1 protein-coding gene is annotated in these 659 nt (G+C 44.0%); it reads left to right on the forward strand.

From position 1 onward, the window contains the following. Nucleotides 1-351 precede the first annotated feature (351 nt). Nucleotides 352-606 carry a hypothetical protein gene (locus tag HMPREF0308_RS14275; RefSeq protein WP_049147221.1) on the forward strand — a complete coding sequence of 85 codons (255 nt, stop codon included), beginning with the start codon at nt 352-354 and terminating at the stop codon, nt 604-606. Nucleotides 607-659 lie beyond the last annotated feature (53 nt).

Below are 659 nucleotides of genomic sequence, written 5' to 3' on the forward strand. Positions count from 1 at the left end.
GTGACGGTTCTGTTTCATTACTCATAAACCCACCCTAGCGAACAGCGAGTTAAACACGATGGATGTAATTCTTAAACTGTTCGCTTAGAGTGTACCGTTTTAGCCATAGTGAAGACTCATGCAATTTAACCAAAGTTATGCAGCCTAGTGAAATACGGAGTGTGAATTATGGCGGAAACGTGGAGTTCAGAAATTTTTTACCAGGAGATACGCCATTTACTAAAGAGGTATTTTCCCTCAGAAAATTGTGTGTCTCCCGATGATGTCGAAGTACGAGCTACCTGGAAAACGTCCAAGTACGCATATTGCGTATTTTCAGTTAAATCCGCGCAAGGACTTGCATATGTTGGCATGGAATTTGCGCTGATTCCACGACACACTCTTGAATCGGGTGAAAGCTACTCATCAGAGGGGAGAACCGCTGTTACGGGGTGGGGAGATCAGTTGGCAGGAAATGCTGTTGCCCCGTATTTAGATTACGGTTCCGACGATAAGATTGAATGGATTGGTGGCGAGAGAGACTACGATCCGAAGCATTTTACGGAACTAAAAAAAATGAAAAGCGAAGGGGCAGATATTTATCTACCCCTAGCCACTCACAACTAGTCAGACAGTGTTATGTCCATGAGGTTTTTGGACTTGGAGTCCAGCTACTTTGT

This window comes from Corynebacterium striatum ATCC 6940 (genome assembly GCF_000159135.1).
Lineage (GTDB): Bacteria > Actinomycetota > Actinomycetes > Mycobacteriales > Mycobacteriaceae > Corynebacterium > Corynebacterium striatum.

What these genes read in the sequence shown, in the direction of transcription:
- HMPREF0308_RS14275 (WP_049147221.1), top strand. Translation starts at nt 352, where the DNA reads ATGGAATTTGCGCTGATTCCACGACACACTCTTGAATCGGGTGAAAGC.